Annotated in this window: 2 protein-coding genes; one reads left to right on the top strand and one right to left on the bottom strand. The window is 58.1% G+C overall.

Translation table 11 applies throughout. The annotated features are described in order from the left end of the window. Positions 1-119 precede the first annotated feature (119 nt). The gene (locus tag A6U86_RS29300; RefSeq protein ID WP_068399005.1) at positions 120-1499 is read right to left on the bottom strand and encodes an IS1182 family transposase; all 1380 of its coding nucleotides are present in this window, start codon (positions 1497-1499) and stop codon (positions 120-122) included. A gap of 117 nt (positions 1500-1616) precedes the next feature. On the opposite strand from A6U86_RS29300, the gene A6U86_RS29305 reads away from it, so the two are divergent. Next, positions 1617-1967, top strand: a complete 351-nt coding sequence (locus A6U86_RS29305) for a hypothetical protein (protein WP_068399008.1) — start codon at positions 1617-1619, stop codon at positions 1965-1967. Positions 1968-1989 lie beyond the last annotated feature (22 nt).

Here is a 1989-nt window from a genome sequence, read left to right on the forward strand (position 1 = left end):
CGATATCGTTGAAAAACTCGACTGATTTTCCGCTCGTCCTCCCGTTTTTGCCTTTTTGGACGGCGGGCTATGCGTTTTCGATCCCCGCGCCTCGGCGCAGGGTTTCATCTCCGCCGCCATCAGGCGGCGATAGCGCCTTGCGGCGTTCGCAGTGTCCTCAGCTTGGCAAGCCTCCTGAGGTTTTGGGCGGTCGCTGCAAGGAGGAATTCATCGCGAGCACCGCATGGACCTCGCAGTCTTAGGCGCGCCATCCGGAGAATGCGCTTGAGGTGAGCAAAGAGCATCTCGACCTTCTTACGGCGATGGCGTGACTGCACGTATTCTGGTGTTGCGGCTATTGCTCGGGCAACATCACGGGCATCTTCGTTGAGATCGCGCGGCACTTTGCGCATCGGCATGTTCGGGCAGCAGCGAGGCTTCAGGTCGCAACGATCACAGTCCCTCTTGCTGGCACGGTAAAGCCGCGTTCCTTCGGCGGTGATGCCTGATCTGGGTGTCGCGTAAGTGCGATGGAACTGCTTCAGCTCCTTACCCGCCGGGCAGATGTAGCGGTCATTCTCGGCCTCCCATGAGAAGTCTGAGCGGGAGAAGGTGCCGTCCGTCCTCTTCGACTTATCGAAGACCGGAATGTGCGGCGCGATCTTCTTCTCCTTGACCAGCCACGCGAGATTGTCTGCGGAACCGTAGGCACTGTCGGCCGCCAGATAACCAGGTCGCAAGCCGAAGCGGCTCTCTGTTCGGTCGAGCATCGTGCGAGATACTCCGACCTCCGCCTGGCGGATTGCTCGTGTCGCCTCGACGTCGAGGATAACGCCGTGGTCTGTGTCGATCAGGTAGTTGGTAGCATAGGCGAAGAAGGCATGGCCTTTGTGGGCACCTGTCCACTGAGCGGCCGGATCGGACGGAGAGATGAACTTCGGCGTCACTGGCGAGGCAGCCCCGAAAGCCGCATCATCGAGAACAGCCAGATATTCCTGCACCGAGCGGCCAGCGTCTTCTTTGGCTTCCCATGCCGCTCCCGGTACTGAACGCTGCTTGTTGGCATCCGCTGCGATCAGGCTGGCATCGACAGCAAATCCTTCCGCACCGACCAGCCCTTGTGCAAGGCAGCGCTCCACCACTGTCTCAAACATATGTCGCAGGATGTCGCTCTGCCGGAACCGGCCGTGGCGGTTCTTCGAGAAGCTAGAGTGGTCGGGCACCCTGCCGTCCAGTCCGAGGCGGCAGAACCAGCGATAGGCGAGGTTAAGGTGGACCTCTTCACAGAGCCGCCGCTCCGAGCGGATACCCATGGAATAGCCGATGATCAGCATCCGCATCATCAGTTCTGGATCAATCGAGGGGCGACCTGTGGTGCTGTAAAAAGGCTTCAACTGCGCTCGAACGCTGTCCAGTTCGAGATGCAGGTCAATCCCGCGCAGCATGTGGTCGGCGGGGACGTGATCATCAAGGCAGAAGTCGTAGAAGAGCTGCGCCGGAGCTGCCCGACATCCCATCATCGCTCAATCCTCCGCAAATCAATGCGGCGATTGAATCACGAGCGTAAGATGGTAGCAATCGTAATACATCCTTTAACGGCAGAGCTTTGAGCAAAGCGACAACATTGAGAAGAAGCCATGAGAGTCAATATTCTTTGCCAAGACGCCATCATCGGGCATGCCGACCTCGACCCGATTGATCCGCCGATGGGCGTTGCCGGAGGATATTTCGTTCCCGGCTCAGACTATGAACCACGCCTCCATGCGCATGTAATAGATGGCGACGATAACGATCTTGAAGCTCGCCCCGAACTTTCAGCACGCTCGGACCAGTACGGCACGCTTGAATGCCAAGGTGTTGTCATCGCGGACTTCAACGAAACCTTGCAAGAGATCAACGTGACGGTTCTGGGCATGGCCTATCCCGAGTATGAATCCATCTTCGGGTCCAACGCGCTTTTCAAGGCTTACTGGCACAACGACGTTTAGCTGGGTTTTTCAACGGTATCGG

Source organism: Rhizobium sp. AC27/96 (assembly GCF_001692325.1).
In the GTDB taxonomy this organism is placed as follows: Bacteria; Pseudomonadota; Alphaproteobacteria; order Rhizobiales; family Rhizobiaceae; genus Rhizobium.

What these genes read in the sequence shown, in the direction of transcription:
- A6U86_RS29305 (WP_068399008.1), top strand. Translation starts at nt 1,617, where the DNA reads ATGAGAGTCAATATTCTTTGCCAAGACGCCATCATCGGGCATGCCGAC.
- A6U86_RS29300 (WP_068399005.1), bottom strand. Translation starts at nt 1,499, where the DNA reads ATGATGGGATGTCGGGCAGCTCCGGCGCAGCTCTTCTACGACTTCTGC.